This is a genomic window from Hymenobacter negativus (genome assembly GCF_016056375.1).
Classification (GTDB): Bacteria; Bacteroidota; Bacteroidia; order Cytophagales; family Hymenobacteraceae; genus Hymenobacter; species Hymenobacter negativus_A.
Genome location: NZ_JAEDAE010000002.1, coordinates 1 through 24,610 on the forward strand (window position 1 = coordinate 1; position 24,610 = coordinate 24,610).

Annotated in this window: 20 protein-coding genes; 13 read left to right on the forward strand and 7 right to left on the reverse strand. The window is 61.5% G+C overall.

The annotated features are described in order from the left end of the window. Positions 1-56: 56 nt before the first annotated feature. Positions 57-3,068 carry a M16 family metallopeptidase gene (locus I7X13_RS04840; RefSeq protein WP_233454686.1) on the reverse strand — a complete coding sequence of 1,004 codons (3,012 nt, stop codon included), beginning with the start codon at positions 3,066-3,068 and terminating at the stop codon, positions 57-59. Between the two features lie 374 nt (positions 3,069-3,442). Here I7X13_RS04840 and I7X13_RS04845 point away from each other — a divergent pair, with 374 nt between their 5' ends. Next, positions 3,443-5,110: a sensor histidine kinase gene (locus I7X13_RS04845; protein WP_198074596.1), complete on the forward strand. Its 1,668-nt coding sequence runs from the start codon at positions 3,443-3,445 to the stop codon at positions 5,108-5,110. A gap of 44 nt (positions 5,111-5,154) precedes the next feature. Here I7X13_RS04845 and pheT read toward each other — a convergent pair whose 3' ends face one another. The 3 genes from pheT to radC form a co-directional block, all read right to left on the reverse strand. Then, complete coding sequence (gene pheT / locus I7X13_RS04850) at positions 5,155-7,590, reverse strand: phenylalanine--tRNA ligase subunit beta (RefSeq protein WP_198074597.1); 2,436 nt, start codon at positions 7,588-7,590, stop codon at positions 5,155-5,157. Between the two features lie 105 nt (positions 7,591-7,695). Then, positions 7,696-8,307 (reverse strand): DUF1684 domain-containing protein, encoded by a 612-nt coding sequence (locus tag I7X13_RS04855; protein WP_198074598.1) that lies wholly within the window; start codon positions 8,305-8,307, stop codon positions 7,696-7,698. Between the two features lie 122 nt (positions 8,308-8,429). After that, a complete protein-coding gene (radC, locus tag I7X13_RS04860; RefSeq protein ID WP_198074599.1) occupies positions 8,430-9,161 on the reverse strand; it encodes a RadC family protein in 732 nt (243 codons plus the stop codon). A 125-nt stretch (positions 9,162-9,286) separates the two neighbouring features. Between radC and I7X13_RS04865 the strand changes: the two genes are divergently transcribed. The 6 genes from I7X13_RS04865 (at position 9,287) to I7X13_RS04890 (ending at position 15,712) form a co-directional block, all read left to right on the forward strand. Then, positions 9,287-10,525 (forward strand): metallophosphoesterase, encoded by a 1,239-nt coding sequence (locus I7X13_RS04865; protein WP_198074600.1) that lies wholly within the window; start codon positions 9,287-9,289, stop codon positions 10,523-10,525. A gap of 150 nt (positions 10,526-10,675) precedes the next feature. Beyond that, positions 10,676-11,344: a hypothetical protein gene (locus I7X13_RS04870; protein WP_198067151.1), complete on the forward strand. Its 669-nt coding sequence runs from the start codon at positions 10,676-10,678 to the stop codon at positions 11,342-11,344. Between the two features lie 116 nt (positions 11,345-11,460). Further along, positions 11,461-12,159 carry a carboxypeptidase-like regulatory domain-containing protein gene (locus I7X13_RS04875; RefSeq protein WP_198074601.1) on the forward strand — a complete coding sequence of 233 codons (699 nt, stop codon included), beginning with the start codon at positions 11,461-11,463 and terminating at the stop codon, positions 12,157-12,159. A gap of 414 nt (positions 12,160-12,573) precedes the next feature. Further along, entirely contained in the window at positions 12,574-14,172 is a 1,599-nt protein-coding gene (locus tag I7X13_RS04880) for a hypothetical protein (RefSeq protein ID WP_198074602.1), read from the forward strand. 150 nt (positions 14,173-14,322) lie between these two features. Then, a complete protein-coding gene (gene uvsE / locus I7X13_RS04885; RefSeq protein WP_198074603.1) occupies positions 14,323-15,309 on the forward strand; it encodes a UV DNA damage repair endonuclease UvsE in 987 nt (328 codons plus the stop codon). Between the two features lie 49 nt (positions 15,310-15,358). Next, the gene (locus tag I7X13_RS04890) at positions 15,359-15,712 is read left to right on the forward strand and encodes a hypothetical protein (RefSeq protein WP_198067147.1); all 354 of its coding nucleotides are present in this window, start codon (positions 15,359-15,361) and stop codon (positions 15,710-15,712) included. 89 nt (positions 15,713-15,801) lie between these two features. Here the strand turns inward: I7X13_RS04890 and I7X13_RS04895 are convergent, their stop codons facing one another. Beyond that, complete coding sequence (locus I7X13_RS04895; protein WP_198074604.1) at positions 15,802-16,182, reverse strand: hypothetical protein; 381 nt, start codon at positions 16,180-16,182, stop codon at positions 15,802-15,804. A gap of 92 nt (positions 16,183-16,274) precedes the next feature. Further along, positions 16,275-16,622 (reverse strand): hypothetical protein, encoded by a 348-nt coding sequence (locus I7X13_RS04900; protein WP_198067145.1) that lies wholly within the window; start codon positions 16,620-16,622, stop codon positions 16,275-16,277. A gap of 275 nt (positions 16,623-16,897) precedes the next feature. On the opposite strand from I7X13_RS04900, the gene I7X13_RS04905 reads away from it, so the two are divergent. The 4 genes from I7X13_RS04905 to I7X13_RS04920 are packed head-to-tail and all read left to right on the forward strand — an operon-like array spanning position 16,898 to position 20,089. Next, positions 16,898-17,440, forward strand: a complete 543-nt coding sequence (locus I7X13_RS04905; RefSeq protein ID WP_317191534.1) for an RNA polymerase sigma factor — start codon at positions 16,898-16,900, stop codon at positions 17,438-17,440. Beyond that, a complete protein-coding gene (locus I7X13_RS04910; protein WP_233454687.1) occupies positions 17,437-18,372 on the forward strand; it encodes a HEAT repeat domain-containing protein in 936 nt (311 codons plus the stop codon). The genes I7X13_RS04905 and I7X13_RS04910 overlap by 4 nt, the downstream gene beginning before the upstream one ends. Beyond that, on the forward strand, positions 18,320-19,201 hold the full coding sequence (locus tag I7X13_RS04915; RefSeq protein WP_198074605.1) for a DUF4097 family beta strand repeat-containing protein: 882 nt from the start codon (positions 18,320-18,322) through the stop codon (positions 19,199-19,201). Before I7X13_RS04910 ends, I7X13_RS04915 begins: the two co-directional genes overlap by 53 nt. A 21-nt stretch (positions 19,202-19,222) precedes the next feature. Beyond that, positions 19,223-20,089, forward strand: a complete 867-nt coding sequence (locus I7X13_RS04920; protein ID WP_198074606.1) for a DUF4097 family beta strand repeat-containing protein — start codon at positions 19,223-19,225, stop codon at positions 20,087-20,089. A gap of 78 nt (positions 20,090-20,167) precedes the next feature. On the opposite strand, the gene I7X13_RS04925 is transcribed toward I7X13_RS04920, so the two are convergent. Next, positions 20,168-22,930 carry a choice-of-anchor I family protein gene (locus I7X13_RS04925; protein ID WP_198074607.1) on the reverse strand — a complete coding sequence of 921 codons (2,763 nt, stop codon included), beginning with the start codon at positions 22,928-22,930 and terminating at the stop codon, positions 20,168-20,170. 181 nt (positions 22,931-23,111) lie between these two features. On the opposite strand from I7X13_RS04925, the gene I7X13_RS04930 reads away from it, so the two are divergent. Continuing rightward, positions 23,112-23,666: an RNA polymerase sigma factor gene (locus tag I7X13_RS04930; protein WP_198067141.1), complete on the forward strand. Its 555-nt coding sequence runs from the start codon at positions 23,112-23,114 to the stop codon at positions 23,664-23,666. Between the two features lie 4 nt (positions 23,667-23,670). After that, positions 23,671-24,519: a HEAT repeat domain-containing protein gene (locus I7X13_RS04935; protein WP_198074608.1), complete on the forward strand. Its 849-nt coding sequence runs from the start codon at positions 23,671-23,673 to the stop codon at positions 24,517-24,519. Positions 24,520-24,610: the final 91 nt, after the last annotated feature.

Sequence of the window (24,610 nt, forward strand, 5' to 3'; positions counted from 1 at the left end):
GCCGAGCATTGCTCGGCACGACGTTTTCTGTTTCAGCGGGTCGGCAACCGCGTGGCCTAGCTCTTACCCTTCTTAGTCTTGGTTTTGATTTTGCCGCCGTTGTCGGTCTGCATCTTCATCTTTTCATCCGTCGGCACGGCCATTTCCGTGGGGGCGGGCACGGACTTTTTCATCATTTCGGCGGCCACGGGCTTGCCTTCCAAGTCCAGCTCCACCACGGGATAGCCGAGGGCTTGCAGGGCGGGCAGCTGCTTGTTGTCGCCCACCACCACAATGGCCATTTTGTCGGCCGGCAGGTACTGCTTGGCAATGGCCTGCACGTCTTCCTTCTTCAGGTTTTTCAGAATTTCCGTTTGCTGCTGCACATAGGTCGGGTCGAGGTTGTACTCGACGAGGCGTGCCAGGAAGCCGGCTTTCTGCTGGCCGGTTTCGTAGCGCAGGGCATCGCTCTGGCCCACCGACGACTGCACGAAGGCCAGCTCCTCATCGGAAATCCCGTTTGGGTAGTTCTGGATTTCGCTCATAAATTCCTTCACCGACGCGGCCGTGGCATCGGCGCGCACGCCGGCCTGGGCCGTGAACGGGCCCGCGTAGCGCGTGCCCGCGAAGCCCGAGCGGGCGCCGTAGGTGTAGCCCTTGTTCTCGCGCAGGTTCAGGTTGATGCGGGAGTTGAAGGCGCCGCCGAGCAGGTAGTTGGCCAGGTAGGCGCGGTAGTAGGGGCCGGTGGCGTCGTACTTCATATCCGTGAGGTAGCCCACCCGGATTTCCGATTGCGCCGCGCCGGGCTTGTTCACGAAGTAGATGGTGGTTTTATCGGGCTGCGCGCCGGCCACATCGGCCGGGATGGTCACGTCCTTCTTGGCCCAGTTTTTCAGGAAGCCGAGCTGCTTGTCCAGCGTGGCCTGGTCCACGTCGCCCACTGCCACGAGGTAGCTCACGTTGGGCGCGTAGTACTTGTTGTAGTAGTCCTTCACGTCATCGAGCGTGAGGCTGCTCACCGAGGCCGTGGTACCAGCCACGGCCGTCCCGGCAATGTTGTTCTGGCCGTAGAGGAGGCGGTTGTAGGTGAGGTCGGCGATGACGCCGGGCTGGTTGGCGAAGTTGGCAATTTTCTCCAGCTGCTGTTTTTTTACACGGTCAAAGTCCTGAGCGTCAAAGCGTGGGTGCAGCAGGCGCTGGTCGAGCAGCGCCATGGTGGCGGGCAGGTTCTTGGTCAGGCTCTGCACGTACACGGTGGTTTCGTTGTCGTCGGCATTCACAAATACCGACGAGCCCAGCTTGTCGAGCGCCGCCGAGATTTCCTCGCCGGTGTACTTCTCCGAGCCTTCGTTCAGCATGCCGGCCGTGAGTTCGGCAATGCCGGCTTTGCCGGGCATGTTCTGCTCGAGGCGGTGGCCGCCGCGAATGGTCAGGCGCATGGTCACGGCCGGAATCTCGCTGTTGCGGGTGCCTACCACCTTCAGGCCGTTGGGCAGCGTTTCCTGGTACAGGGCGGGCACTTTCACCACCGGGTTGGCCCCGGACTTGGGCTGCTTGTTGCGGTCGAAAGTATCGGTGGCCTTCGTGTATTTCAGGCCGTTGTAGCCATAGTCGGGAGCTTTGTAGCCGGCTTTGTCGATGGTGTAGTTGTCGGGCTTGGCGGCGGCCACGCTGCCGGTTTTGGGCAGCACGCTCAGAATTACGGCGTGCTTGCCTTTGATGTACTTGTCGTACACGCGCTGCACATCGGCCTTGGTGAGGGCCTGCAGGCGCTTGGTTTCCACAGTGATGTAGTTGGGGTTGCCGAAGAAAGTCTGGTTGGCGGCGAGCTGGCTCACCTTGCCCTGCACGCTGGCCAGGCCGCTCACGTTCTGGGCCTCGGTCTGTGCCTTGAAGCGTTGCAGGTCTTCATCGGTAATGCCTTTTTTCTCAAACTCCCGCATCGTGTTGCGGATAATCGCCTCCGTGCTGTCCAGCGTCTTGCCGGGGAAGGGCAGGGCCACGAAATCGAAGAAGCCGCCCAGCTCCGAGTTCTGCTGGTAAGCCTGGGCCTGCACGGCTTTCTGGTTCTTCACCAGGTTTTTATAGATGAGCGAGCTTTTGCCACCGCCGAGAATTTCAGCCAGCGCGTCGAGTGGCATTTCGTCGGGGTGGCCGTGGGGCACCGTCGGGAACACCATCTGCAACATCGGGAAGCGCACGTTGTCGGTGTAGCTCACGTAGCGGTCGGCGGTGAGTACGGGCTCGGGCAGCTTCTGCACCGGCACGGCCGGCCCGCGCTTGATGGGCCCAAAGTATTTCTCCACCAGCTTCACCACCTGGGCGGGCTGCACGTCGCCGCCCACGGTCAGGGTGGCGTTGTTGGGGCCGTACCAACGCAGGAAGAAGTTCTTGAGGTCCTGCAAATCAGCGCGGTCCAAGTCTTCGAGGTAGCCAATCGTGAGCCAGGAGTAGGGGTGGCCGTAGGGATACAGCGTCTTCGAGATGTACTCGCTGGCCAGGCCGTAGGGGCGGTTATCGTAATTCTGGCCCCGCTCGTTTTTCACCGTCGAGCGCTGAATTTCAAATTTCTTCTGGCTCACGGCATCCAGCAGGAAGCCCATGCGGTCGGCTTCCAGCCACAGGCCGGTTTCGAGCTGGTTGCTGGGCAGCGTCTCAAAGTAGTTGGTGCGGTCCTGGTTGGTGCTGCCGTTGAGGGTGCCGCCGGCGGCCGTCACCAACTTAAAGTGTTGCTGGTCGCCCACGTGGTCGGAGCCCTGAAACATCATGTGCTCAAAGAAGTGCGCGAAGCCCGACTTGCCAATCTGCTCGCGGGCCGAGCCCACGTGGTAGGTCACGTCCACGTGCACCAGCGGGTCGGAGTGGTCCTCGCTCACGATGAGCGTGAGGCCGTTGGGCAGCACGTACTTCTCGTAGGGGATGACGAGCTGGCCGGGCTGCTTGGTCACTTTTTCCACGAGGCGGGTGCCGCCGGGCGTGGTGGCCAAGGCCGTTTTGGTAGCGGGCGCTTTGGCCGCCGGTTTTTGCTGGGCAAGGCTGACGGTAGTCATCAGCGCCAGGCCCAGGGTGGACAGAAAACGAAGGTTCATTTCGCGGAAAAAAGTGGAGAAGTAAGAACATCGAATGGAGCTGCAACTTACGGCCGCTGCTGCAATTGTGCCGGGGGGGGTGGCGCGCCCGGCAGGCCAGGAGCCGCCGACAGCATTGCGGCTCCCAGCCTGGCGGCGCGAGCCCCCATATGGGCCAGCACCTTTCATTGGTAAGAAGGCAGGAGGAGCGTATTTTTGATTTTTGCTCCCAGCCAGTATAGTCCAGCGCGAATGATGTCATCAATGAAAAAGCTGCTGGCTACAGGCAGTGCCCCGGTCAGTTTTCATGGGCTCAGGAAAGCTGATTCATCTGTTTATTCAGTTGTCTTACAAGGGGTATGACGCCACAGGAATTATTCAGAGGGGGAGGGGAAATGGGCGCGCGCATCCGGGCGCTCGACTGGTCGCAGACGCAACTGGGGCCCGTTGATGCCTGGCCCCAGAGCTTGATAACGGCCGTGAACATCATGCTGGGCTCGCGCTTTCCGATGATGGTGCACTGGGGCCCCGAGTTGGTGCACTTCTACAACGACGGCTACGCCACCATTCTGCAGGGCAAGCACCCCGGCGCGCTGGGCCAGCCGGCCGAGCCTTGGTGGCGCGAAATGTGGCCTTTCCTGCTCGGCATCTTCCGGCCCGTGCTGGCCGGTGAAACCACCTATTTCGAAAACGGCCTGGTGCTGCCCAACCGCCAGGGCTTCGTGGAAGAAGCCTATTTCACGTTCTCACACAGCCCCATTTACGACGAAAGTGGGCAGGTGGGCGGCATCTTCGTCACGGCCCTCGAAACCACCGCCACCGTGCTGCAACAGCGTCGGCTGGCGCTGCTTAGCCACCTCATGGCGCAAACGGCCGGGTCGGTGCTACCCGTCGAGGCGGCTCAGCACATCATCGCGTCCTTGGGCACCGATGCCGAGGACATTCCCTTCGCCTTGCTTTACGCACACGAGCCCGGCGCTACGCACGCGCAGTTGCGGGCCTGGTTTGGCCTGCCCGCCGGTGAGCCTGCCGCCCCCGCCGCCATCGCAATAAGCTTAGCCGAGCCCAATCCATCCGACTGGCCCCTGGCCGAAGCACTACGCCTCGGCGAGCCGCTGCTGGTGGAGCGCCTGCCCGAGCGTTTCCAGCCCTGGCCGCCGGGCACGTGGCCCACACCGCCCACGCGCGCCCTGCTGTTGCCGCTGCTGGTGGCGCCGGGCAGCCGCACGGCAGCGGTGCTGGTAGTGGGACTGAGCGCGCGGCGCCCACTGGACGAGGCCTACCGGGCCTTTTTTGCGCTGGTGGCCGACTACGCCGGCCGGGCCTTGGCGCGGGCCACCACCATCCACGAGGCGCAACGCCTGAACCAGGCCCTGCGTCAGGTCAATAGCTCGCTCGACTCCTTCGTGCACATCGTGGCCCACGACCTGAAAGGCCCGGCCAACAACCTGACCAGCTTGCTTGAGGCTTACCACGAGGAAGCCCCCGGCGCTGCTCGCGACCACCTTATGGCCCTGGTCGAATCCGAAGTGCAGCGTCTTACGGGCACCATTCAAGGCCTGCTGCACCTGCTGTACACCCAGCACGGAGCCGCCGCTACGCTTCCCGAAACGGTGGCCCTGGCCGACGTGTACGCCACGGTGCGGGGCGAAGTGACCGACCTGCTCTCCCAGCAGCAGGGCCAGCTCACGGCCGATTTCTCGGCCGCGCCCACCGTGCACTACCCCCGCATCTACCTGGAAAGCATTCTAAAAAACTTGGTCAGCAACGCCCTCAAATACCGCACGCCGAAGCGCGCCCCTGTGGTGGAGGTGCGCAGCCGGCGGCAGGGCACGGATGTGGTGCTGACCGTGACCGACAATGGCCGGGGCATTGACCTGCCCCGGGACCGCGAACGCCTGTTTCAGCCCTTCACCCGTCTCACGGCCGAAGGCGAGGGGGCCGGGCTGGGCTTGCACATGATTCAGTCCATCGTGCAGCAGCGCGGCGGCTCGCTCGAAGTGAGCAGCACTCCCGGCGCAGGGACGGTGTTTGCTGTGAGGCTGCCCGAAATAGCGGCATAGCCGGTAGCGCAGACTTAAATAAGCCTGCGCTACACGTCGTCAGGCTACTTCCGAATCAGTGCGCCCGCCTGCTTCTCGAACTGCTGAATCAATTTCTGCATCACCTGGTCGATGGCCTGCTCGCTGAGCGTCTGGCTAAAATCCTGCAGAGTGAAGCTCACCGAGTACGACTTTTTGCCCGCACCTAGGTTCTCGCCGGCGTACACGTCGAACACGTTGATGCTGTGCAACAGCTTCTTCTCCGTCTTCCGAGCAATCTGCTGCAGCTGGTCGAAGGTCACCGATTGGTCCACCACGATGCTCAAATCGCGGCGCACTTCCGGGAATTTCGACAGCTCGCGGGCCACCAGCGTGGGCTTGTATTTTTTGCTCAGCGCATCCCAGTCCAGCTCGGCGTACCACACCGGCTGCGACACGTCCATCTTTTTCAGCACCGAGGCCGATACCGCGCCCAGCTGCGCCAGCGGCTGGTTATGCACCAGCAGCGTGAGGCCGCCCGCCAGGTACTCGTGCTGCACCGGCTGCGAAGCCGCCCCGCCGAAGCCCAGCGCTGCCAGCACCTGTTGCACCGCCCCCGCCAGGTCGTGGAAAGCGGCCTTCTCGGATTTGTTCTGCCAGGTTTCGCCGGCGGCGTTGCCGGTCAGGTAAATCACCAGCTTGTTCTTTTCCTGGTACTTGCCGTTCTCGTTTTGCGCGTAGGTTTTGCCGAATTCGTACAGCTTCAAGTCGCGCTGGCGGCGGTTGATGTTGTGCCGGATAATCTCCAAGCCCGAGTGCAGCAGCGTGGGCCGCATCACGTTCAAATCAACGCTGTTATAGTTGAGAATCCGCACCAGCGAATTGTTCGCCTCGCCCTCTTTCTCGAAATACAGCGAGTTGGTGAGCGAGTTGGTGAGAATCTCCGAATAGCCCTGGCCGCTGAGCAGCGCGGCAATTTTCACGCGCGTCACCTCCGGGTCGGGGTTTGGGAATTTGGCCAGAAACGAGGCCGAGTTGTTGGGGCGCAAAGCCACGTTGTTGTAGCCGTAGATGCGCAGAATTTCCTCAATCACGTCGGCCTCGCGGGTCACGTCCACCTTGTGGGGCGGCACGGTCAGCGTCCAGGTGTCCTGGTCGCCGGCATTGGGATTTTCTTCGCTGATTTCGATGTCGAGGTCGGTCAAAATCTGGCGGATGCGCTCAGGCGCAATGTACTGGCCCACCAGCCGCTCCACGCGGGGCAGGCGCAGGCGCACCGTGGCGGGCTGCACGGGCGCGGGGTACTCGTCCACCACCGGCGCGGCGATGGTGGCACCCGCCACTTCCTGGAGCAGCAGCGCCGCCCGCTGCAAGGCCACCAGCACCATATTCGGGTCGGTGCCGCGCTCGAAGCGGAACGAGGCATCCGTTTTCAGCTGGTGCGTCTGGGAGGTGCGGCGCACGGCGGCCGGGCTGAAGTAGGCGCTTTCCAGGAACACGCGGGTGGTGCTTTCGCTCACGCCCGAGGTCTTGCCGCCAAACACGCCAGCCAGCGCCATTGGGGCACCGTTAGCATCGGCAATCACCAAATCCTCGGCTTTCAGCGTGCGCTCGATGCCATCGAGCGTCACGAATTTCTCGCCGGCCTCGGCGCGCTTCACGCGAATCTGGCCTTCGGTAATCTGGTCAGCATCGAAGGCATGGAGTGGCTGGCCCAACTCGTGCAGCACGAAGTTGGTCACGTCCACCACGTTGTTGATAGGCGAGAGGCCGATGCTGCGCAGACGGCGCTGCAGCCACTCCGGCGACGGGCCCACCTGCACATTCTCCAGCAGCAAGCCGGCGTAGCGCGGGCTGGCTTCCACGTCCTCAATGGTAACCTTGATATTATTTGCTGCCGAAGCGAGAGCCGCGAAGCCGCTCACATCGGGCAAATGGCAGGGCTGGCGCAACAAAGCGCGCAGCTCGCGGGCCACGCCGTAGTGCGAGGCGGCATCGGCCCGGTTAGGCGTGAGGCCGATTTCGTACACCGTATCGGAGCCCAGGCCGAAGTAGTCGGCAGCGGGTGTGCCGTTGGGTAGCTCGGTATCGAGCACCATAATGCCGGCGTGCGACTGGCCCAGGCCGATTTCGTCCTCGGCGCAAATCATGCCTTCGGAAGCAGCGCCGCGTATTTTGCTTTTCTTGATTTTGAACGGCTCGCCCTGCGCGGGGTGCAGCTCAGCGCCTTCCAGGGCCACTACTACACGCTGGCCGGCGGCCACGTTGGGGGCGCCGCACACAATCTGGCGCGGGGCGCCGTCGCCCACGTCCACGGTGGTCAGGCTGAGCTTGTCGGCATCGGGGTGGCGCTCGCAGGTGAGCACGGTACCCAGCACCACGCCGCGCAGGCCGCCGGGAATGCTTTCCAGCTCCTCGGCGCTTTCCACTTCCAGCCCCGAGCCGGTGAGAAGCGCGCCAATCTCGGCGGCAGGTTTATCGGTAGGAATGAGGGTTTTAAGCCAATCGAGGGAAATACGCATGGGGAGGATTCAATTATTCGGAGCCGATGGCCCGGCTAGCGGGCACTGCCACAAAGGTACAACCCCCGGCAAGCCGTCAGAAAATGCTGCCGCCCAAGCCGGTTTTTACTCGTGGAAGGACTTTTCGCCGGCCGGAATGGCGACTTGCAGCCGGTTTTCGGCCGGTGGCACCGGGCAGCTGTACTCGTTATTGTAAGCGCAATATGGATTGTAGGCGCGGTTAAAATCAAGCTCGATTTCCGTTTCATTCAGCCGTGGAAGGGGTGCGTCGAGGTAGCGGCCGCCGCCGTAGGTTTCGTGGCCGTTGGTGAGGTCGGTGAAGGGAATAAATAGCGTGGAATCGCGGCCGTTGGCTTTCAAATAAACCCGTAATTGCTGCGGCGAATTATTAATATTGAATTTCACTACGCCCCAATTCAGGTATTTCTCAGCTTTATTATCGCTCATCTGAATAAGCGTGGTGTCGGGGTTTTCGGTGCGCGAAATATCGGCGTGCGGCACGAAGGCTAAATCGCCGGGATAATACTTCAGGCTATCAAATTGGGGCTTTTGTGCAGCGGCAATCGGAGAATTTTCCGATTGCCGAAAGTTGCGATTTTTCTCGCTGCGAAATTTATTTAGCTGCGCTAAATAGTCGCTATTATTTGGTTTTGCGTCATTCAGCGAATAGAGAATAATGCCGATGATGGCGACGGCTAAAGCAATTTTTTTAATCATTAAAATTTGTTTTGAAATCAACTCTTATGTTGAGCGCAGTGAATCATCGGATGATGTAATAATAAAATCAGAATTGTTCAGCCAATGCTCTCAGATGCTTCACTGCGTTCAGCATGACAGATTTACAACATGCCTTCGTCAGCAAAGCTGTAATAGCCCTGGTCGGAGTAAATAAGGTGGTCGAGAATCGGCAAATCCAGAAAATTGCCGGCCTCTTTCAGTTTCTTAGTGAGCTGGATGTCGGCGGCGCTGGGGTTACGGTTACCGCTGGGGTGGTTGTGCACCAGAATAATACTGCTGGCCAATTGTTCGAGGGCTTCTTTGAAAATCATTTTGGGGTCGGCCACGGTGCCGGCCACGCCGCCCCGGCTAATGGCGGTTTTGCGCATCACCACGTTGGCGCGGTTCAGCAGAATTACCCAGAATTCCTCGTGCGGCAAATCCATCAAATTGGGTCGAATCAAATTGTAGATGTCGCGCGAGCAGGTGATGGTGGTGCGCGGGGCGGCGTCGGCTTCCTTGCGGCGGCGGCCTAGCTCCAGCGCGGCCACCACTGTAATGGCCTTGGCCGGGCCGATGCCGGGGTGGCGGCAAAGTTGCTTCACGCTTTCGCGGGCCAGGGCATTGAGGTCGTTGCCCACGCCTTGCAGCATGATTTTGCCCACGTCTACAGCTGTCAGCTTGGTGGTGCCCGAGCCGATGAGGATGGCTAGCAGCTCGGCATCGGAGAGGGTGGCGCGGCCTTTGGCCATCAGCTTTTCGCGGGGCCGGTCGTCCTCGGCCCAGCTCTTGATGCCGGTGGCAGGGGCGGGGTAGAGTGACTGGGATTCTGGTAGATTGTCAGCGGGTTCCATGCGGCGATTGGCGGTAGAATGTAAAAAGTCCATTAAATGTAAAGCAAAAGCCGGCCGGGCGCGTTTAAGCTCCGAGGCCGTGGCTGCATTGTGGCGCGACGGCGTAATTCGAAGCGAAGGTTTTTATGCGGAATCCGTTGGTTTTATGGTTGGTGCTGGCCGTGGTGGTGCTGGCCGAATGGTATGGGTATCAGGCAGTGCGCACGGTGACGCAGCACTTGTCGCCGGGGGCGCGGCGGGCGGCGGCCATCGGGTACTGGCTGGTCACGGTGGGCAGCTGGATGATTGCCGGCTGGGCGGGCTCGACCCGGCAATCGGGCAACATTCAACTCAAAAGCTACCTCATGAGCCTGCCCGTACTGCTGCTGGGCGCCAAGCTGATAATGTTTATCCCGCTGCTGCTGGAAGATGTGACGCGCCTGGGGCGCTGGGCAGTGAGCGCGGCCACGCGCCCGGCGGGCACGGAGGCGGTGGCCATTCCGCGCAGCGAGTTTCTGGCCAAGCTGGCGCTGGGCATCGGGGCCATTCCGTTTGCGGCGCTGCTGTGGGGCATGGTGAAGGGCGGCACCGACTACACCGTGCGCCGCGTGACACTGCGCTACCCCAATCTGCCACCAGCATTCGACGGCTTCAAGCTGCTGCAAATCTCGGACCTGCACACCGGCAGCTTCAACTCGACGGAGCCGCTGGAGCGGGCCGTGGCTATGATAAACCGCCAGGGCGCCGACCTGATTCTGATGACTGGTGACCTGGTGAACAACCGCGCCACCGAGGTAGAACCGCACATTCCGGCCCTGGCGGGCATCAAGTCCGAGCTACCCATTTTCTCCAGCCTCGGCAACCACGACTACGGCGACTACGTGGCCTGGGAAAGCCCCGCCGAGAAACGCGCCAACCTGGAACGCCTGATGCAGAACCACGCCAAAATGGGCTGGACGCTGCTCAACGACACCAGCCACACCATTGAGCGCGGAGGCGACAAAATCTGCATCCTGGGCATTCAGAACAGCAGCTCGCACGCCAACTTCCACACCTACGGCAACCTGCCCAAAGCCCACGCCACCAGTGGCGATGCGCCGTTTAAAATTCTGCTCTCGCACGACCCCTCGTACTGGGAAACCCACATTCTGAAGTACCCCGATATTGACCTGACCCTCAGCGGCCACACCCACGGCATGCAGTTTGGGGTGAACCTGCCTTTCATGAAATGGAGCCCCGTGCAATACGTGTACAAGCAGTGGGCCGGCCTGTACGAGCAGGGCCGCCAGAAGCTGTACGTGAACGTGGGCCTGGGCTTTCTGGGCTACCCGGGGCGGGTGGGTTTCCTGCCGGAAATCACAGTATTTGAATTGCGGCGTGCTTAACCAACGCTATATAAAAACACTGAACGTCCTGCTGCGCCGCGCCGAAGCAGGACGTTTCTTTTTTAGCGACGGTAACATCCACGCCACCATCGCCGTAAAGCGCCCCCAAACCATTTTCGGTTTGCTTTTCAACCCCCTCTTTCTGAATTTATGAAAAATTCCCTGTTGATTCTCGCCGGCGCTGCTGCCCTTTCCCTGGCTTCCTGCTCGCAGGAAAAAACCACTGAGGTGACCACCGCGCCCGCCGACGGTACCACGACTACGACGACTACCACGACCACCGGCCCGATGACGGATGCCCAGATTGAGGCCCGTGCCCAGCAAATTGCCGATAAGATGGCGGCCAACATGAAAATCACGGACGAGGCCACGAAAACCAAAATCCGCACCGTGTACGTGAACCGCTACAAGCGCATGAATGAAATGCGTACCAAATACACCACCGACACCACCGGCATGGCCGCCGCTATGCGCGATGCCCGCGCCAGCGAAGACCAGGAATTCAAGGTGATTTTCGTGGACCCCACCCAGTACCAGGCCTACGAGTCGAGCCGCTCGACCTACGACGACAGCAACTACTCGGACGATAACTCGGCCTCGTCGATGAGCGACACGGCTTCCAGCTCGATGGCTCCTTCGTCGTCGATGACCACCACGGAAAACACCACGACCACCACGACCGACAACGGCACGGGCAGTGGCATGGCCACCGACGTGTCGAAGATGAAGGCCAAAGCCGATGACGGCAGCAAAATCAAGGTGAAGGAAAACGGCAAGGTGAAAACCAAGGACGCCGACGGCACCAAAGTGAAAAACTAAGGGTTTGGTCGACGCAATCGGCCAAATCATCGCTGAAAAGCCCGCACCTGCAACGGTGCGGGCTTTTTTTGGCTCGTTGGGTTGCTACTTTGTAGTAGCGTTGCGTTTAAGGATTAATGGGTTTCGAAGTAAAGCATTGTTTGCTGGCCGTTTGGCCAAAGCTGGGCCGGGCGCTGGGCTTGCTGCTGGCGCTGTGGCTGCTGGCTAGCCGGGCGCAGGCCCAGCAGGCCCCCACGGTGCGCGTGAGCGGCAGCGTCTCGGAGGCCCACACCCGGCTGCCCATCCCCGGGGCTACGGTGCAGGTGGTGCGCACCAAGCGCGGCACGGTGACAACTACTACCGGCGATTTCAGCATCGACGCGCTGCCCACGGATACCGTTCTGTTTCGGGCGCTGGGCTATAAGGCGCAGCGCATGGCGCTGGGCGGCACGGGTTTGTCGCAGCTGGTGGTGCGCATTCAGCTGGCCCGCGACAGTGTGCGGCTGGGCGATGTGCAGGTAGTGGGCGACCGGCCCGACCGCGCCATCATCAACCGGGCGCTGCGCAACATCAAGCGGCCCGCGCCGCCGGTGGTGAGTGGCGTGAAGCGCCCACCCAAGCCCAAACCGCTGTTTGCCGTGGATTCCACGGCTCCCAAAGCGCCCATTCCCACCATTGCCAGCCCCGTGAGCCTGCTCTACGACCAATTCTCGCGCGAGGGCAAGCAGCGCCGCAAAATGGAGCAGATAGAAGCCGAGCAGCGCGCTGAAAAAGCCCGCAAGGCCCGCGCCGAGTATAACAAGGCGTTTCTGGACAATCGCGGCTACCAGCCGTAACTGCCGCAGCGTTTATCCGTTTGGGTGGGCCGCTGCCAAAACCTATAAATAGTTGCTAAGAACGGTCATACCGCACAACGGTGATGACCGTTCTTTTTGCGCCGCCTGGCAGGGTGCTGGCGCTACTAACGGCCAGCGTGGCGGCCTATTACCCTGGATGGCTTTGTTAGTTTATGTAAAAAATTTATATTTTAATTATTATAGTGCCTATTTATTGATTAACTAATTGATATGTAACGAGTAATAATACGGTGGTGATGCCGTAAAACTACGTGAGCTTACGAAAAGGTATTTCCACGCTGGAAAATAGGGGGGCTCGGCCGGTTGCTTTGTGTTGTCGAAAGCGCTAGATGACCGGCCCATACCGAAAAGCCGCAAACGAGTAGGTGCCCCATTGTTTTTTCTTGCTTTTTTATGTCTACGTTCCGCGTTTACCTGCGCCGTCCTACTACCAAGGCGCCCATTTGGGATTGGTCCCAAACCGTGGTAGCTCCCAATGCTGATATCGCCATTGGCTACGCCTACAGCAGCTGGGTGAGCAGCCGGCCCTCGGTGCCGGTGCCACCCCTGAGCCAGTGCCAGTCCCAGGCCAACCAGGCCGGTGTCAGAGCCCGCACTATGCTACTGAGCGCCTCGTCGGAAACGCCGGCGCAGCAGGCCTTCATCAGCAACATCCAGAGCCAGGTGAGTAAGATGCTGGCCACCCAGCTCGACGGTGCTTTCAGCGTCGTGAGCTACCCATCGGGCTTCAATTACGGCATCACCTATGGCAGCAATGCTTACTACAACCGGGCCACGCTGCAAGACATTGACACGCTGCTAGGCACGGACAGCAATGGCAACCTCGACCTCACCGGGGCGGGCTTCTCAAACCTCTACGCCCAGATTATGCCGGCCGTTACGTTCTCGTTTTCGCAGCAGGACCAGCAAACGATGAACAAGCAGGACACCGCGGCTAGTGCTCAGATTGCCTCTATTCTCACTGAGTTTGAGAATGCCGGCGGGGTATACAGCAACCCGCTGCCGTTCGGGGGTAAGCTGCAGGATGTATTCAACCAGCTCACCAAGCAGTTCGGCAGCCTCAACAATATTCCCGATACGCTCAACGCGCTGCGCAATGCCATTGCCACCTACAAGTCGCAGGCCGGCGACAGCTACGCTCTGCACAACCGCTATTACGCGGCCACGGCCCGTATTGCCGCTGCCTTGGCCAATGTGCTGAAGCCCAGCGCCAGCAACGGCGGCATGCAGGTGAACAGCACCGACTACTACGCCGGCTTCACGCCCAACAAGCTGCCCACGGCCAACCAGCTCATTGGCGGCCTCAACACCACGGGCAATGCCGTGGAAGTGACGGTGACGCTCAATAACTTTTCCTCCGAGTCGTCGCAACTGAGTATTGATGGTAGCACGGGATTCAGCTTCCCCATTGCCGATGTGCTGGACATCTCCTTCGGTGGTTCCGCTTCCTACAACTTGTCGCGCTACACTTCATCATCGTCGCAGGTCACGATGGACATTACCTACCCCGGCGTGACGCTGTTCGCCTCTATCCCGTCGGTGCTGTCGAGCGACAACAGCACGGGGTGGTACGCCAACGATATTCTGCAGGAAGTGGTAACCAAAACCGGCCAGGATGCCACCGGCTACAAACTGCAGGGCTCGGAGTATAACGTAGCGGAGCTGTTTGGCCCTGGCAAGACCTTTTCGCGCCTCAAAACGTTCGTCATCAGCCAGATGCCGACCATCAAAATGACCTTCTCGGGTAGCGACACGAGCCAAATCGTGAGCGATTTCAAGGAGCAAACCTCCCTTTCGGTGAGTTTCCTGGGGTTGTTCTCGCTGGGCTCGGCCTCGCAAAGCTACTCGGTGCACAAAGTGGATACCACGTCCGTGGCCGGCTCGGTAATCCTCACCTTCGGTCCCCCTCAGGTGAGCGGCACCATTCCGCTGCAGCAGCAGGTAGCTTATGTGTTGGGTGGTGTGGCTTCGTACCCGCCCGATAACATCTAAGTAAGCCCGCATGCCAGATGGCAACCATCCGGCGCGTTTTACCCTAAAACCAAGCATTGCCCGGCGCAGTGCTTGGTTTTTAGCGTTTGGGGGCAGAGGCGCGCCGCGGGTTCCTGAACCCGCTTCGCGCCCTTCGCGTAAGCCCGGGGTATGAGAATTGGGTATCCCTGCGTGAACGAGGCGATGGATTGCAGCTCTGGCAATACCTTCCGGCTGGCCTCCTATTCGGAAGAGCGACTGATTGCGGCGGTGACGGCTAATCTGGCTTGCCTGCGCCGCATGCTGGAGTGGAACGTGGCCCAGGGCCTGCTCTTTTTCCGCATCGGCTCCAGCATCGTGCCGTTTGGCTCGCACCCCATCAATACCTTTTCCTGGCAGGCACATTTTGCGGCCGATTTTCGGGCTATTGGCGACTACATCAAAGCCAACAACCTGCGGGTGAGCTTTCACCCCGACCAGTTTGTGGTGCTGAATTCGCCCAGCCCCGATATTGTGCAGCGCAGCATCCAGGAACTGGTTTATCAGGGCTCGATGCTGGACTTGATGGGGCTCGACGGCACGGCCAAGCTCCAGATTCACGTAGGCGGGCTGTACGGCGAGCGGGAGTCGGCGATGATTCGCTTTGCCCAGGTGCACGCCACGTTGCCCGAAGCCGTGAAAGCCCGCGTAGTAATTGAAAACGATGACCGGCTTTTTCCCCTGCGCGACTGCCTGGAGCTGCACCAACTCACCGGCGTGCCCATCCTGTTCGATAATTTCCACCACGAATGCCTCAACCACGGCGAGTCCATGGCCGAGGCCCTGCGCCTGGCCGCTGCCACCTGGCACCCCACCGCCGACGGCGTGCCGATGATGGATTACAGCTCGCAGGCGCTGGGCGAGCGCAAGGGCAAGCACACCGATGACCTGGTGGATGAGCGGTTTCGCGAGTTCCTCACCCACCTGCATGGCCTCGATTTCGATGTCATGCTGGAAATAAAAAACAAGGAAGCCAGTGCCCTGCGCGCCGTGGCCATCCTGCGAGAGCTGGGCCTGAGCCCTGCCGCGCCCAACCTACCCGTGCCGCCCCTGAACCTGCCGCCCGACCCCAATGCCCCCGCCAAAGCCAAGCGCGCCAATAAAGCCGTGAGTAAATAATTAATTGCCCGCGCCAACCCACTCATTCACTAGTCCACCAACCCACCACATGAATACCGACCACCTCCTTGCCACCATCAGTGCCCTGCGCAACGGCCTCACAAGCCTGCCCCTAGGCTCGGCCATGGACAACACCGAAACCTGGCAGCACCAGTTTCTGCAAAGCGGCGAGCCCGGCCTGCAGGACATTGCCCGCGAAATCGGCAACCTGCAATCGTTGCTCACCAGCGGGGCACTGAGCGCGCATGCCATCGGCAATTCGCTTTCGATGCTGGGCAACCAGACCAGCGAAATCAGTGCTCAGGCCCCGGCCGACCTGAAAAAGCCCCTCACCGAGCTGGCCGACCTGCTGCGCCGCCACGGCGGCGACCTGCTGGCCCACGCCGAAAAGAGCAAGAAATAGCCGCTGGGTCTGATTCAGTACCAGGCCTGAAAAAGCCCCGTCCGAAACATCGGGCGGGGCTTTTTCAGGCCTGGTGAAAGCCGGAAAACCTAATTCTGGATGTTATTGCTGCTGGAGCTGCGGCGCGAGCGGCTGGGCGTCACCTCGGTAGACTGCCGACGGCGGCCGTCCTTGATGATGGGTTGTTCGCGGGTATCGGGCACGGCAGTGGGCGACATCTCCGGCGTGGCGGCCGGCGAGAAGCCGCGGTCGTCGAGCTGGCGGGTGGGCTGAGCGTCGCGGTCGGTAGGCGTGCGCTGCATATCGGGCGGCCCCTGAATGGTGCTTTGGTTGAGGGCCGGGTTTACGGGAGGCACGGTAGTCTGGCCCTGGCTGCCGCCGCGCACGGGGGCCGAGGGGTCGAAGGGCACGGTTTGGGCTTGGGCCGTGGCGGCAAGCAGCAGGCCGGCTAGTAAGAGGGAGTATTTCATGGTGGGAGGGGAAAGAGGCCAAAAAAAGCCGGCTGCTTCGGTTAGAAACAGCCGGCTGACAACTTGTTACGGCGCTGAGCCGCAAAAAGTTATTACATAGTGGACTTGCCTTTCATCTTGCCTTTGCCATTGGGCATAGTGCCTTTGGTTTTCATGCGACGGCCCGATGTGGAGCTCCCCGAAGTGGTGCCGGACGTGGAGCTCATGGTGCCGCTCGTGCTGGTGTTCATCGTGCCGGTGGTGGAGCCGCCGGTTGAGCCCGATGTCATGGCGCCACTGGCCGTGGTGCTGCCGGTAGTGGTACCCGTGGTGGTGCCCATGGTGCCGCTGGTAGTGCCCGAGGTGGAGCCCATGGTGCCACCGGTGGTGGTTTGCGCGAAGGCGGCGTTGCTCAGGCCGAAAGTCAGTAAGGCGGCGAAAAGAATTTTGGTGGTTTTCATGGTGTCGGTTGAAAGTGTGGGAGTGAGAAGGCACTGCTGACTACGCAGCTTTTAAATAATACTGCCTTTACGGGTTGTGGGCCAGCTTTGGTTACAAAATAATTCGGGCAATTATTTTAAGCTCAACTGTTTACAATTGGAATAGGGCTAGAGTTATATGTAAAATTGCTTGTGTGATTGGGGCGGTGGGTAAAAAATTATTGCCAGCCCCTTGTAACCTTCCGCCGCGGGCGCGGTGTCCACATCCAAATACCCTCAAAAAACCTTCTGTCAGGTTGGACTCGCTTACGGATAATGCGCTGATGCTGCGGGTGAAAGCCGGCGACGTGGACCGAATGGGCCTGCTCTTCGAGCGCTACCATCGGCCGCTGTTTGGCTTCCTCTACCACATGCTGGGTCGGGCCGCCAGCTGCGATGACTTGGTGCAAACCGTGTTCTACCGCATGCTGAAATACCGCCACACCTTCACCGGCGATGGCGAGTTCCGCACCTGGATGTACCACCTGGCCCGCAACGTGCTGGCCGATTTCGTGAAGAAAAACCGCCACGCCGCCCACCACACCGACGTGGCCGAGATGGCCGAGCACCTGCCCGGCGGCATCAGCGCCGATGCCGGCCTGGAGCAGGCCCAGGACGTGGCCCAACTGCACCAAGCCCTGGACCGCCTCAGGCCCGAAGACCGCGAAATACTAGTCCTGAGCCGGTTTCAGGAATTGAAATACACCGAAATAGCCCGCGTGCTGGGCACCACCGAAGGCGCGGTGAAAGTGCGCGTGCACCGCGCCATGAATGTTGAAAACGACTTTCCTCCGCATTGAAAACTGACCCATCGCCCATGAACTGCGAAGAAACCAAAGGGCAGCTGGTCGACTACCTGAGCCGCCAGCTGTCGGCCCCCGAACACGAAGCCCTGGCCGCCCATCTGGCCGAATGCGCCGAGTGCCGCGACGAGCTGCAAGCCGTGGAGCGCGTGTGGCACACGCTGGGCCGCGTGCCCGTGCCCCCACCCGGCCCCCAGGTGCGGCCCGAGTTCTACGCCATGCTGGCTTCCTTCAAAGAGGAGCTGGAAACCACGCCCGATTATTCGCCCCGGGGCCTGTGGGCGTGGCTGCGGGCCCTGCCCATTCCGCGCCCGGCGCTGCGGCTGGCCTACAGTCTGTGCCTGCTAGGCGTGGGCCTGCTGGGCGGCTACTGGCTGAATAATGGACCCAAACCCACTCCCGCCGCCGACCAGCAGCAGCTGGCCGTGCTGGCCGCCCAGGTAGGCGAAATGCGCCAGGTCATGCTGCTGTCACTCATCGATAACCCCTCGGCTACCGAGCGACTGCGGGCCGTGGGCTACACCAAGGAGCTGCCCGACCCCAACGCCAAGGTGGTGAATGCCCTGCTGGGTACTCTCAACCACGACGACAACGTGAACGTGCGGCTGGCCACGCTGGAAGCCCTCACGCCGCTGGCCCAGAACGATGCCACCGTGCGCCTGGGCCTAGTGCACGCCCTGGCCCAGCAGGAGTCGCCGCTGGTGCAGGCAGCCCTGGCCGATGCCATGGTGCAGCTGCAGGAGCGCCGCTCGGTGCAGCCGTTGCGCCGGCTGCTGAAACAGGCCAACCTGGACGACATGGTGAAAAGCAAAATCGAGCAAAGCATTCAAACCCTGAGCGACGGCCCGCCCGCCGCCCCCGCAACCCCCCAACGCCATGACCAGACCCAACTTTCTCCCCAGCCTGCCCGCGCTGCTCTTGCTGTGTAGCAGTTCTGCCTGCCAGGCCCAGACCAGCCCGCGCCCGCAGTTCAAAGAGCAAATCAGCAAAGAATTCACGCTCACGGCCGATGCCGGGCGCAGCACGCTGGCCCTGTACAACATCAGCGGCTCGGTGACGGTGCAGGGCTACGCCGGCAATAAGGTGCTGGTAGAAGCCACCAAAACCATCACGGCCGATGACGCCAAAACGCTGGAAATTGGCAGGGCCGAGGCGCAATTGGGCTTCACGCAGCGCGGCGACAGCGTGGTGGTGTTCCTGACCGGCCCCTACGACTCGCGGCCCCACAACAACGACCGCCGCAGCTGGAACCACAAGGACATCGACTACCGCTACGATTTCGATTTCGTGGTGAAAGTGCCTTACCAGCTCAACCTGCACGTTTCGACCATCAACCACGGCGATGTGAAGGTGCAGGACGTGACCGGCCCGCTGCACGTTTTCAACGTGAATGGCCCCATCACCCTCACCAACGTGAAGGGCAGCACGGAGGCCCGCACCGTGAATGGCAACGTGGACGCCAGCTACGCGGCCAATCCGCCCGGCGCGTCGTCGTACCACACCATCAATGGCCAGATTCGGGTGAAGTATCCGGCCAGTTTCGCGGCCGACATGCACTTCAAAAGCATGCACGGCGAATTTTACACCGATTTTCCCAACGCGGAAATACTGCCGGTGCAAGTCACCAAAAACCGGGAAGGCCACGGCGGCGGCACCGTGTACAAGCTGACCAAGGACACGGCTGTGCGCATCGGCAAAGGCGGCCCCGACCTGCATTTTGAAACCCTCAACGGCGATGTGACCGTCACCAAACTCTAATTAGTCAATCAATACCTCCCGATGAATACTTCATTCCAAGTATCCCCCCGACGCTTTTCACGCTTCCTTGCGCTGAGCCTGTTGCTGCTCGGCAGCGCCTTGCCCGGCCGCGCCCAGGATGCCGAAAAGGACACCAAAGAACAGCTCTCCGTGGCCCTGACCTCGCCGGGCAAGCCCGGCTCGCTGGAGCTGGGCCTCGTGAACGGCTTCATTCACGTAACCGGCTACGGCGGCAAGGATGTGGTGATAGATGCAGTGGCCCGTGCCCGGCAGGGCGACCGCCGCCCCACCAGCAAAGCCGAAACCAACGGCATGAAACGCCTCTCGTCCGCCAACAACCTCAACCTGACGGCTGAGGAAAAGAATAACCACGTCGAAATCACCACCGACTCCTACCAGCACCCCGTCGACCTCACCATCAAGGTGCCGCAGAACTTCTCGCTCAAGCTCAGCACCGTCAACAATGGCGACATTACCGTTGATAACGTGGCCGGCGAGCTGGAAATAACCAACGTGAACGGCGCGATTCAGCTCAGCCAGGTGGCCGGTTCGGCCGTGGCCAACACGGTGAATGGCAACCTGATTGTTACCTTCAAAAGCGTGACGGCGGGCGCGCCCATGGCCTTCTCTACGCTCAACGGTAAAGTTGATGTGACGTTTCCCGGCTCCATCAAGGCGGCGCTCAAGATGAAATCAGAGCGCGGCGACGTATACAGCGACTTCGACGTGGCCGTGGACAAAGGCACCGCCAAAGTGACCCGCACTAGCCAAAACGGCCTCTCCCGCCTCAGCACCGATGATTGGACCTACGGCAAAGTGAACGGCGGCGGCCCCGAAGTGATGCTGAAAACCTTCAACGGCGATATTTTCCTGCGGAAAGCGAAGTAGGGCAGGAAGACGAGTTATTTAATAAAAGAAGGGTCCGGTTGAGCATGTGCTCCGCCGGACCCTTCTTTTTATTTATGCCTAGCGCACCACCAGGCGGCTGGTGGCGCCATCAGTAGCGCGGAGCAGGTACAAGCCGGTGGGCAGGCCGCGCACATCGAGTTGGTCGGTGGCGGTGGGCAGCTGGCGCACGGCACGGCCCAGGCCATCGAGCAGGGTGCCGGCCACGGGGCGGCTGAGGCGCACGGCTGCTTCGGGCGTGGCGGGGTTGGGGTAGCAGTAAAGCGCCGCAGGGGCAATGAGACCGTTTTTGGCGGCTGTCACCACGCCGCGCAGGCCGATTTGGTACACGGCCACAGTGCTGCTCACTTCATTGGCCAGCAGCAGGAGCGGAGCGCCGGTGGGGCTGTTGGCGGCCGATACGAACACGAGGCCTTCGGGGCCCTGGTCGCCGGTGCCGGTGGTCAGGCTGCGGTTGTTGATGTACTGCACCAGGCGCGGGTTGGCCGGGTCGTTCACGTTCAGAATCAGCACACCGCCCTGACGCTCCAGGCTCACGAAGGCGTAAACGGTATCGCGAATCATGCCGATGGTGGTGCCTTCGGGCTCGGGGCCTTTGTCGTCGGAACGGTTTTTCCGGACGGGGTTGCCGGTGGTGTTGCTGGCGTTGAAGATGCTGCCAAACGTGGCGTCGGTGCTAGTGAGGCGTTCGAGCAGGTCGCCGCTGTCGTGCACCAGCGCGCCGGTGCCGGCATTGAGAATGCTGAACGAGCGGCCACCGTAGGCATAAATCTGGTCGAAATCGCCGTCGCCGTCCGTGTCGCCCAGCTTATTGGTCACGTTGAGGCGGCCCAGGGCGCTGGCATTTTTGAGCATGGCGGCCTGCGGGAAAGCCGTGGGGTCGAGCACGTAAGCGGCATCGCCCAGGCGGTTTACCTCGCTCATGCCGGTGTATTCGCGGGCGTCGCCCTCGTTGGCCGTGATGAGGTAGCGTCCGCCACCCAGCGCGGCCGGCAACTCAAATGCCGCGATGGCATCGGGCTGGCGCATGCCGCGCACCGGCCAGTTGGCCAGCAGCACATCGGCGGCCTGGTCGGAGGCATCGAAACTGAAGCCGGGCTGGCTATGGTCCTGGTAACCGATGGGCCGCAACGCCGTGAATTGCAGCGTGGTGAGGTCCAGCGTGGCCATGGCGTTGTTTTCCTGCAAGCCAATGTAGGCCGTGCGCGAATCGGCCGAAACGGCTACGTACTCGGGCTCCAAATCCTGGGCCACGCTGCTGGGCGCGCCCGCCGGCCCGCCATAGATGCGGATGCCCGCCGTGCGCAGCGCGGCGGCTGCGCTGTTGTAGGCGCTGAAATCTAAGGTGGTAACACGGGCCTGCGTCACGGCCGTGATGCCGCCGGTCATATCCACCACCGACACCGAGCCGAGTGGGTCCGTGGTGTAGGCCTGGTTGGGCTCGCCTTCGTTGGCGGTGAGGAGCTTCAGGCCGTCGGGCGAGAAGGTTATCATATCGGGCATCGCGCCTACCGTCACCTGCTTCAGGAAAGTCCCGTTCTGGTCGAAAAACACAATGCTACCGTCGAGCTGTGGGTTGGCATTCTCCACGGCGCAGGCCACCAGCCCGTTGCGCACCGCCACCGAGTTGATACCGCCATACGGGGCCATGCTGACGGACGCCACGGCCGTGAGCGCACCGGGCGTGCTGAAATTCAGAATATCGAGCTTGCCACCCACCGAATTGGCCACGTACAGGCGCTGGGTGGTGGGGTCATGCGCGATGATTTCGGCCGAATTGGTGCCGCTGGCGCCGTTTTGGTAGCTGCCCAGCAAGTTCAGGCGCAGGTTGCCGGTGCGGGCCGGGGCCTGCGTGTCATTATCCTTGATGAACACCAGAAACTCGGTAGCCCCCGCCATGAGCGTGGCGTTGGTGGGGTTCTGGAGGCGCACGGTGAAGTATTCGGCCGCTTCGGCCGTGGCATCGTCAGTGATGGGCAGCGTGAGCGTGGCCGTGGCGCTACCCGGCGCGAAGGTGATGGTTTGGGTGCTAGCGAAGGTGAAATCCGTACCCGCGGTGGCCGTGCCCAGCGGGGCCACAATGGCCTGCACCGTGCTGGCCGTGGCATTGGCGTTGCGAATACTGAGCGGCAGCGTCACAGTGCCGGCGCTTTCGCTTACGATGATGGGTGTAGCACTGCCCGTGAAGCCCAAATCCGGCACCACTGCGGCGGCCGTACGGCCCAGGCTGATTTCATCGAAGGCCACCCAGTCGTCGTTGCCGTTCTGGCGCACGGCCAGGCGCAGGCGGGCGTGGGTGCTGCCGGCCGGCACGGGCACCGTGACGGTGGTCCAGGCCAGGGTGTTTTTGTTGAGCTGCGTGTAGGTGCGCGGCACGGGCCAGGTGCTGCCGTTGTCGAACTGCACCACGTAGGCCAGCGAATCGGGCGTATCGAAGCCTGTGCTGTTGTATTTGAAGGTGACCGTATTGGCGGCCGTGGCACCGGTCTGGATGGCGACGGGCGCAAAATCCAGGTAATGCCAGATGCTTAGGTTGCTGGTGAGGGGGCCTTCCAGGTCGCGCCCGCCCCAAAGGTTGGCCCCGGCCGAGGGCGCGGTGGCCGTGACGCCCGTGCCGGCCGTACCGATTGTGGTGAGCACGGCCCACTGGTCGGTGGCGGCGAGGTCGTTGTAGGTAGCGGGCGTGGGCGTGTAGCTCCAGGTATCGGCGGTGCTGCCCTCAAAACTTTGCGCTACGGTCTGGGCCTGCGCGGCGCTGGCAGCCGTGCCTAAGGCCATTGTCAGGGCGGCGGATAAACGGAGAAAGTACGTTTTCAGGGGCATAAGGTGAAGGCTTGATGAATAAAAGCTCAAAACTATTCCCGCCTTATTACCCCAACATTACAAGCCGGTTACCGAATAGGGACGGCCTATTTTTGGGCTATCCGAAATTTTTTTCAGGCCCGCTGTAACGTCTGGGCCAAGTCCGGGTACTCCTTTCAACTCACCTCCAAAACCCCCACCCGTGACCCTCACGAGTACGAGCGACGAAGAACTGATGGCAGCCGTCCGGGCCGACGACCTGGACCAGCTTGTGCCGCTGTTTGAGCGCTACCACGGCCCCTTATTTAATTACCTCACCCGCCTCACCAACGACCGCGAAACCAGCGAAGACCTAACCCAAACCGTGTTCGAGCGCATCCTCAAATACCGCGGCAGCTACCAGCCCACCCAGCCCTTCAAGGCCTGGGTGTACCAGATGGCCCGCAACGTGCACGCCGACTACTGGCAGCGCCAGCAAAAGCTGCGCGCCGCCGATGTGGACGTGGACGAGGTGGAGCGCACCGGCGGCCTGCGCGGCGCGGCCTTCTCCCAGATGCGCGTCAGCAACCACCACGACGACCTGCACGAAGCCCTCGACATGCTGCCCGTGCCGCAGCGCGAAATTCTGGTCCTGAACCGCTTTCAGGGGTTTGGCTACGAGGAAATCGGGAAGCTGCTGGGCTGCACCGCCGAAGCTGCCCGCGTGAAAGCGCACCGCGCCCTGCAAGCGCTGCGCAAAATCTATTTCGCCAATTAAGTCAATGAAAACGCCCGAACTTTCTGCCTGCCACGAACTGGAAGCCCTGCTGCCGGCCTACGTCGAGCGCAGCCTGCCGGCCGCCGAAGCCGAGCGCGTGGCCGCTCACCTGCCCGCCTGCCCCGCCTGCCAGTTGCAGGTAACTCAGCTCCGCGCCCTGTCTGATGACCTGGATGCGGCCCTGCCCGAAGTGCCCCGCACGGCCTTGCGCGCCAACTTTATGGCCATGCTGGAACAGCAAAAGCAGCTGCTTAACTCTGAAACGACCGCCGCGCCAACGGTAGGCCAGCCCGAGGCCAAAGTGGTGTCGATGTGGCCCACGACGCTGGCCAATAATTGGCTGCGCATTGCTGCCAGCATTGTGCTGATTGCCGCCGGCGTGTTCCTCGGCCGCAACCTGCACTGGGGCAACAATGCTAATACCGTGGCAACTACTACCGAGAAAAACGCTCCCACCACCCTGGCCAACGCCCTGACCAACGACAACGGCCGCCCCGTGTCGGCCAGCGACCGGATTCAACTGGTGACCAACGCCACCAAAGCCGCCGCGGCTCCCGATGATGCTACGGTGCAGGTGCTGCTCAACACGCTCAACTTCGACCCCAACCCCAACGTGCGCCTGGCGGCCTGCGAAGCCCTCTACCGCCTCCGCGATGCCCCCGGCGTGCGCGAAGGCCTGGCCAACTCCCTGCCCATCCAAACCGACCCCAACGTGCAGATTGCGCTGATTGACATGGTGGTATCGCTGCGGGTGCACCGGGCGGTGCCCCAGCTCCAGCGCCTCGCCAAAAAGGCCGATGCCCTGCCTGTGGTGCGGGAGCAGGCTGAGGCCGGCATCGGCAAACTGATTTAAATAACCCAGTTCGGTGTAGGGCGCGGGGCTTGTCCCCGCCCGTCACCAGAACCACTCAACCGCAATACGTGCCACGACGGGCGGGGACAAG

Coding starts and splice junctions, on each gene's coding strand:
- I7X13_RS04935 (WP_198074608.1), top strand. CDS start 23,671: ATGAAAACGCCCGAACTTTCTGCCTGCCACGAACTGGAAGCCCTGCTG.
- I7X13_RS04920 (WP_198074606.1), top strand. CDS start 19,223: ATGAATACTTCATTCCAAGTATCCCCCCGACGCTTTTCACGCTTCCTT.
- I7X13_RS04900 (WP_198067145.1), bottom strand. CDS start 16,622: ATGAAAACCACCAAAATTCTTTTCGCCGCCTTACTGACTTTCGGCCTG.
- I7X13_RS04890 (WP_198067147.1), top strand. CDS start 15,359: ATGAATACCGACCACCTCCTTGCCACCATCAGTGCCCTGCGCAACGGC.
- I7X13_RS04870 (WP_198067151.1), top strand. CDS start 10,676: ATGAAAAATTCCCTGTTGATTCTCGCCGGCGCTGCTGCCCTTTCCCTG.
- I7X13_RS04840 (WP_233454686.1), bottom strand. CDS start 3,068: ATGAACCTTCGTTTTCTGTCCACCCTGGGCCTGGCGCTGATGACTACC.
- I7X13_RS04880 (WP_198074602.1), top strand. CDS start 12,574: ATGTCTACGTTCCGCGTTTACCTGCGCCGTCCTACTACCAAGGCGCCC.
- radC (WP_198074599.1), bottom strand. CDS start 9,161: ATGGAACCCGCTGACAATCTACCAGAATCCCAGTCACTCTACCCCGCC.
- I7X13_RS04845 (WP_198074596.1), top strand. CDS start 3,443: ATGGGCGCGCGCATCCGGGCGCTCGACTGGTCGCAGACGCAACTGGGG.
- I7X13_RS04925 (WP_198074607.1), bottom strand. CDS start 22,930: ATGCCCCTGAAAACGTACTTTCTCCGTTTATCCGCCGCCCTGACAATG.
- I7X13_RS04855 (WP_198074598.1), bottom strand. CDS start 8,307: ATGATTAAAAAAATTGCTTTAGCCGTCGCCATCATCGGCATTATTCTC.
- I7X13_RS04865 (WP_198074600.1), top strand. CDS start 9,287: ATGCGGAATCCGTTGGTTTTATGGTTGGTGCTGGCCGTGGTGGTGCTG.
- I7X13_RS04895 (WP_198074604.1), bottom strand. CDS start 16,182: ATGAAATACTCCCTCTTACTAGCCGGCCTGCTGCTTGCCGCCACGGCC.
- pheT (WP_198074597.1), bottom strand. CDS start 7,590: ATGCGTATTTCCCTCGATTGGCTTAAAACCCTCATTCCTACCGATAAA.
- I7X13_RS04915 (WP_198074605.1), top strand. CDS start 18,320: ATGACCAGACCCAACTTTCTCCCCAGCCTGCCCGCGCTGCTCTTGCTG.
- uvsE (WP_198074603.1), top strand. CDS start 14,323: ATGAGAATTGGGTATCCCTGCGTGAACGAGGCGATGGATTGCAGCTCT.
- I7X13_RS04875 (WP_198074601.1), top strand. CDS start 11,461: ATGGGTTTCGAAGTAAAGCATTGTTTGCTGGCCGTTTGGCCAAAGCTG.